Annotated in this window: 9 protein-coding genes; 2 read left to right on the forward strand and 7 right to left on the reverse strand. The window is 36.1% G+C overall.

Annotated features, from left to right (window positions below; all coding sequences use genetic code 11):
* Positions 1-628 precede the first annotated feature (628 nt).
* Together B2R65_RS14890 and B2R65_RS14895 are read left to right on the forward strand one after the other, a co-directional pair.
* Positions 629-1117, forward strand: a complete 489-nt coding sequence (locus tag B2R65_RS14890) for a hypothetical protein (protein WP_055011428.1) — start codon at positions 629-631, stop codon at positions 1115-1117.
* 21 nt (positions 1118-1138) lie between these two features.
* Positions 1139-1696 (forward strand): YfbU family protein, encoded by a 558-nt coding sequence (locus tag B2R65_RS14895; protein ID WP_055011429.1) that lies wholly within the window; start codon positions 1139-1141, stop codon positions 1694-1696.
* A 259-nt stretch (positions 1697-1955) separates the two neighbouring features.
* Here B2R65_RS14895 and B2R65_RS14900 read toward each other — a convergent pair whose 3' ends face one another.
* From B2R65_RS14900 to B2R65_RS14930, 7 genes are all read right to left on the reverse strand, one after another.
* A complete protein-coding gene (locus B2R65_RS14900) occupies positions 1956-2687 on the reverse strand; it encodes a glutaredoxin (RefSeq protein WP_273605393.1) in 732 nt (243 codons plus the stop codon).
* Positions 2688-2720: 33 nt separating this feature from the next.
* Complete coding sequence (locus B2R65_RS14905) at positions 2721-3230, reverse strand: DUF305 domain-containing protein (protein WP_024032683.1); 510 nt, start codon at positions 3228-3230, stop codon at positions 2721-2723.
* 140 nt (positions 3231-3370) lie between these two features.
* The gene (locus B2R65_RS14910) at positions 3371-3709 is read right to left on the reverse strand and encodes a DUF411 domain-containing protein (protein ID WP_273611188.1); all 339 of its coding nucleotides are present in this window, start codon (positions 3707-3709) and stop codon (positions 3371-3373) included.
* Between the two features lie 190 nt (positions 3710-3899).
* The gene (locus B2R65_RS14915) at positions 3900-4388 is read right to left on the reverse strand and encodes a YybH family protein (protein WP_008109928.1); all 489 of its coding nucleotides are present in this window, start codon (positions 4386-4388) and stop codon (positions 3900-3902) included.
* Between the two features lie 23 nt (positions 4389-4411).
* Positions 4412-5320, reverse strand: coding sequence for a copper resistance D family protein (locus B2R65_RS14920; protein ID WP_286743998.1), 909 nt, complete (start codon positions 5318-5320; stop codon positions 4412-4414).
* An 11-nt stretch (positions 5321-5331) separates the two neighbouring features.
* Positions 5332-5739 carry a copper resistance CopC family protein gene (locus tag B2R65_RS14925; protein WP_008109924.1) on the reverse strand — a complete coding sequence of 136 codons (408 nt, stop codon included), beginning with the start codon at positions 5737-5739 and terminating at the stop codon, positions 5332-5334.
* 22 nt (positions 5740-5761) lie between these two features.
* Positions 5762-5921 (reverse strand): copper resistance protein B (locus tag B2R65_RS14930; protein ID WP_286744003.1); only part of this gene is annotated, 160 nt, incomplete at its 5' end.

Here is a 5921-nt window from a genome sequence, read left to right on the forward strand (position 1 = left end):
CGGTCAATGTCTGCTTTTCGCTCAAATAAGACCCAAAAAATGGCTCATATAGCTATCTAGGTTAACGCTTTCAAAAAACAGAAGTATATTTCCGATAACTACCTTTGAATCCCTATAAACGGAAGTTTGCTTCCGAAATATAGCAATATTGGGTTAGAAACCGGAAGTTTACTTCCGTTTTGTACTTTAAGATTATAAGTAGGTATCTAATGAAAGCTCGGCAGTCCAACTCGTTTTTGCCCCAAGACGAGTTAACGTAAATACTCTAAGGACAGCTTTGAGCGAAGCAGGTATTCAAAGTATTAATGAATGAATAAATAATCAATTCTTGTTATGTAATATAATTAGCTTCTCGTTAAAATTTTCATAAAATTTAAGTTGTTAATTTCAAAGCTATTTTTTATGCGTGTTTTCGTAATGTACTTTTACCCATTCTCGAATAAGTAAATTCTCGGTTATAGGAGAGTCTAAAAAAATTGTAATTCCTTTAGGCTATGTGTAAGTTATTAATAATTAAATTAATAAAAATCGTATTTTGATAATTCTGGAAATTGACACATTGAGTGTTAACGGGAATTTTCGGTAATACGCCGTTAGGCTTCACGGAGAAAGGTGTCAAATTTTGAGCATGGAAAGTGTCATTTCAATAATCGGATCTATCGCTTCAATAGGTGGTGCTGTATGGGCATTTGTCGAAGCTAAGAAATCGGTAAACGCAGCCAGTAAAGCAGAAAAGCTTCGTGATGAACTTATAAGCCGTAGAAAAATGGTTGAAGTATCGCAAGTTCACTCCGAAACAAAGCGTGTTTTATCTGTTGTGTCAAAAGTCGGTCCTTCATGTAATGCCAAACTTCTCAAGGGAGTTAACTGCGCTGATATTGCAAAAGAAGTTGAGGTGTATGCTAGTTTCATTTTTGAACAAAGCGGTCATTTCACTGATTTTTTTGAGAACAAAGCAAAAGAACTTTGTAATGATTTAAAAGATGACATTGAATCATTGTCTGAAGCAATTAATTTTGAAGACAAAAAAAATTATGGCAAAAGTATCTACTACAAAATTCAAAACTTTATGCCCTTTGTTAAACAGCTTTCCGATGAAAAAAAAGAACGGGCTTAAGGAAAAAGTAAAGGAAAAACTATGAAATTATCAGACGGCGAAAAATTAATTGTTTTAATGCTTAGCGAGCTTTATGAAAAATTAGATGTTAAAGGTGAAATAGAACCAGATTTTATTAAATCAGCTATTTTCAGTGATCAACTATGGGGCGTAAAATGGAAATACAGTGGCATTCCATTTGAAGAGTCGGACGATCCTGAAATTGTTAAAGAGGTTGTTGATATTTTAGATATGTGGAGCTTTATAGAACACGCCTATAGCAAGCTGAACGAAGAAGAAAAAGCCAAACTAGAATCTGACGTTCCTTATTTTGGTAAAGACCCCAAATTCATTGGTTTTGATGGTAATAATGAAACTGAGTATATGGGAACAGCAATGTTTCTAGTTAACGAATTGGAAAGATTTCAAGAGTTTAGTGGTCGGAGCTTCAATAGTCATTGCCCTTCAATTGACGGTCATAAAAGAATGTTAAGTGCATTTGAACCAATAAGACAAACTTTGTCTTATGAGCCGTTAAACCTTGCGCAATTGACTACTATATTGAAAGAAAAAGTTCACCCTAGTCGAAGAGAATCCTAACAAACGCTTCAACAAAGGACGTTACTGATTAGATACTCTAACGTATTTATGTCCAAAAACGAGTTTGTATGGACGTCTGCTTCTCGCTCATAGCAGTCTGCCTGATGAAGTCTAAACTTATTCACTTAAACTGTAAGATCTGATATGAGCTAGTACAGCTGATATGCTATTTACGACAAAGTCGCTCGGTAATTAGAGCGACATAATCCCTTGGTAATCACACTAGTACATCATCATGTTTTTAAATTAAAGCTGTTGTTTACTTAACAAACATCCAAATACCGGCAGCGATCATAAACAGGTTTTCTGTTAGGGAGATAAACCCTAGTGGTACGTTACTGTCACCGCCTACACACGCACATTTTAACTCTCGTTTATCTATATAGACTGCTTTTATCACTGAAACAGCACCAACCCCACCTATGAACAATGAAATAGGGGCAATAATATAGGCTGGTAATCCGGCTATCATTCCAATGCCAACAAATGCTTCTAAAAATGGGTAAACATAGGCGTACCTGACTACTTTCATAGCGACTAAGTCATAGGTTATAAATGAATTAGTAAAGCTAAATAAGTCTTGAAGCTTTTGTATTGCTAACACTGCCATTGTTAGGGCTACAAATAGTTCAGCGGTTTGCATTGATAATAAGCTATTATTCGCTGCAAAACTAAATGCCACACTAAGCAAAAAACTAACCGAAAAAATCGCAATCACGGGCGTGTAAGTTGTACCTTCTTGCCCAGCTTTTGGCTTATCAAAGTAATCGCGTAAGTCGTCATAGCCACCTATACGTTTATTATCAATAAATGTTTGAGGTGTAGTTTCTACACTGTGTTGTTTTTTAAATTCATCTGTTTGCTCTCGAGAAGTTAATAGCTGATCATCAACTGTATATCCCTCTCGCTCTAGTAGGTCTTTTGATTTTAAACCAAACGGGCAAATATGCTCATCTGTGGCCATTCTAAAAAGTTGGGCTGATTTACTCATGTTTAGCTCCCTTTTATGTATTGGTATAAAATTTTACTTAGCATTAAAATCCGGTACGGTCCTAGATTGTGCTTGCTCCTGAGTTTCTGCTAGGCCATTTTTCTCTATATCCTTTAGTAACCACTGCATTTCTTTAATCTCACGACGCTGTGCCTCAATAATATTTGTTGCAAGCTCTTGGACTCGCTTATCTTTGATTTTTGCCCTTTCACTGGTGAGTATTGCAATTGAATGATGTGGGATCATCGCCGACATCCATGAGCTATCATCAACAGTCGCTTGTGATCGAACTAAAAATAAACTTCCCGCAAATACGGTAACACTAGCAATGAGTACTGTTATATTTTTCTTTTTATCTTTATACATATTGAGCATGAAAAGTAGCATTATCACTGCCATCATGGCTCCCATATAAAGCGCCATATAAGTGCGAGTTTCACTAAAAAAAACATGACTTAGCTGATAAGTATTCAAATACATCAGTACAAACATGACTAATGTTGATGTGGCTATCATTAAGAAAAACTTTAAATACTGCGACATTAGATGGCTCCTTTTTATCATTTACTTTGTATATTATTTATACCAATGGGTAATTCTTACAGGTTATTAGGCGTAAACCCACTATATATTTAATCATTGAATCAATGTTTAATATTACATCAAGAGTTGTGCCATAAGTGTTAAAACTGCTCAGCGTATTTGCTAATATGCTTATAAGTATTCTGCTGTAAATCGTGCGTAAGCATTTCAATATTATATTTATAAAAGCGATCGCCCATTTCCATACCTGGCGTACCAGCAGGCATAGAGGGAACAGAGAGCCCTATCGTCTTTTCAGGATGTTGTTCAGCTAAAAACTGTTTTATATGTTTGGCGGGAACATGACCTTCAAATACAAATCCATCGGCTGAAACGGCTGTATGGCATGACCGCATATTTGGTTTTACTTGATACTGAGATTTAATCGTCCCCATGTCATTGACGTTAATTGCTTTTGTTTGAATATTGTTTTCGCTCAAATGAGCAATCCACTTATTACAACATCCACAATTATTACTTTTATAAACGGTAAGCTCAATTTTAGGTTTTTCTGAATTCTCATAAGTTATTAATGCTTTATGTTGTTTTTAGATACTTATCGCCGAAAATGACATAGTTAATGATAAAAATAACGCTGAGGTAATGTAGATTACTCGCATTGTTAACTCCTTAATTTGACCAATGAATATGAGTGATTTTCCAACCTGTATCGGTGTTTTTTAATGTGATTGATTCCATTCCCATAGACTTAATATCTTTTCCTTTGTACTTTCCTTGAGTTTTACTTCTTGAAATTGAGTAAGCTATGTCTCCATTTGTGTAAACTTGATGCTCTAGTAGTTCACTATTAACAGCACTTAAGAATTTCATATCCGCTATCATATGATGTTTCGCGTATTCATCTGCAGAACGCTCAACACTTCCGCCTTCAAAAATGATGACATCGTCGGCCAGTAATTTACGTGCAGCTTCGCGATTGCCTTGTTTTAGAGATGCATGAAATAGGCTGACTGTTTTTGCAGCCTCGCTATCAACATTGACAAAGGCCTTGCCTTTTTTTGAATATTTTTCATCGTCATGTGCACTAACAGTAAAAGAACTAACAGTGCTAAAAATTAGTAGCAATAAAATTTTTAAATTAAAGGATTTAATTAACATACATTTTCCTTTTTTATTAATCGTTAAATAGGCGGACCAACAAGTGTTGTAAATACACTTGTTGTAATAAGTACAAATAGGGCAATTAATATTTCAACAGTGATCGAGCGTTTTAATATACTTATATGGTGTTGTTGAGTGATTTGCGGGACTAAAAAAAGCTTATGCCATGCACCTAGTAACAGCATCGCGCTGACGAGTAACAGCTTTAATAAAATTAGTTGCCCATAATTTGATGTAAACAATGCAGAAAGTGACTCTAGGTACTGCAGGAGCAGAGTTAAGCCCGAAATAAGTAGTACAAATACAATAACAATAGCGAGTTGACCAAAGTAATGCATTAACCGCTTTACTTCACTGGTAGGTAGTAAAGTGCAGCTTTTGTAAAGCGGCCACAATGACCCTAACCAGCTCGCAATGGCAATAAGGTGAAAGGTTAAAATACTTTTCACTAACCCATTTTCATTTGCACTGTGCCCAGTAAAAGTGAAGCTATAAGCGATAAACCCAAGCATGATTAGTATAACGGCACCGTTTTTATAACCTGCTACGTTATCATCTGATTCCACACTCCACATACATGCGCTAATTAGAGCAATAATAAGCGCTGGTATTCTAAACGTTGCTTGGTCACCTATGACTGATTGCCAAATAATTTCAAGCATAAAGGGGTCAAACATTCCCATAAAGCCTGATTCAGCCATTGCTCCAGCTTCTATTGGTACTTGTAAAAGTGCAGCAATACTACCTGTAACTACACACGTAATTTGCCAACGTTTTAAGAACTGATAAAAGCTAATTACCTGATGCCCTGCAACATTGCTGTTGCCACACATAAAGCGCATTAATAAAGTGCCCGCAAGCCCTGCAATTGCTATATAGCTTGCTAGTTTTAATAATAGTAAGAGTACTGACCATTCACTTAATTGCATTATGTTGCTACTTAATGATTATGTTTGCTGTGGGTATTAGATTGTTCTTGCATCATCTTATGCGATTCACTTTTGTGTACCATAAATCTAAACGTGTCGGTCATTTTATGTCCATCACCACCCAGTGCTGTCCATTTAACCGTGTAAGTGCCTTGGGCTAGGCTCGGTAATGACCAATTAAAGTCTGTGCTTGGGGTGGCGCTGGGTTTGAAATCAAAGTTTATTGATTTATTTTTTTCATCTTTGATGATGACTTTTGCTAGCCTTACTTCACCACCAAAAGTTAACGAAAGTTGCTCTGGGCTTTTCATTAACATGGCTTCTTGCGCAGGTGTTGATTGCTTGAGTGATATATGCGCTGATGCGGAAAATGTAAGCACTAAACCTAAAATGGCTACTGCAGAATTAAAAAACTTCATAATTACCTCTTATTTAAAATGATTAAAACCAAAATTTAATACCCGCAACAAATGCGGTGTTGTTGCTACTTTGTCCACTTGATGTGGCATAGTCGGCTGTATTGCCAAATTTATTGCTCCATTCAACGCCAATATAGGGCGCAAACTGGCGTGTAAATTCATAACGAACCCTAAAGCCAATC

The sequence above is a fragment of the Pseudoalteromonas sp. UBA2102 genome, assembly GCF_002331165.1.
In the GTDB taxonomy this organism is placed as follows: Bacteria; Pseudomonadota; Gammaproteobacteria; order Enterobacterales; family Alteromonadaceae; genus Pseudoalteromonas; species Pseudoalteromonas atlantica.

Bases quoted from the DNA above. Each gene is read 5' to 3' on its own strand.
- B2R65_RS14890 (WP_055011428.1), top strand. From the start codon at position 629: ATGGAAAGTGTCATTTCAATAATCGGATCTATCGCTTCAATAGGTGGT.
- B2R65_RS14895 (WP_055011429.1), top strand. From the start codon at position 1,139: ATGAAATTATCAGACGGCGAAAAATTAATTGTTTTAATGCTTAGCGAG.
- B2R65_RS14900 (WP_273605393.1), bottom strand. From the start codon at position 2,687: ATGAGTAAATCAGCCCAACTTTTTAGAATGGCCACAGATGAGCATATT.
- B2R65_RS14905 (WP_024032683.1), bottom strand. From the start codon at position 3,230: ATGTCGCAGTATTTAAAGTTTTTCTTAATGATAGCCACATCAACATTA.
- B2R65_RS14915 (WP_008109928.1), bottom strand. From the start codon at position 4,388: ATGTTAATTAAATCCTTTAATTTAAAAATTTTATTGCTACTAATTTTT.
- B2R65_RS14920 (WP_286743998.1), bottom strand. From the start codon at position 5,320: ATGCAATTAAGTGAATGGTCAGTACTCTTACTATTATTAAAACTAGCA.
- B2R65_RS14925 (WP_008109924.1), bottom strand. From the start codon at position 5,739: ATGAAGTTTTTTAATTCTGCAGTAGCCATTTTAGGTTTAGTGCTTACA.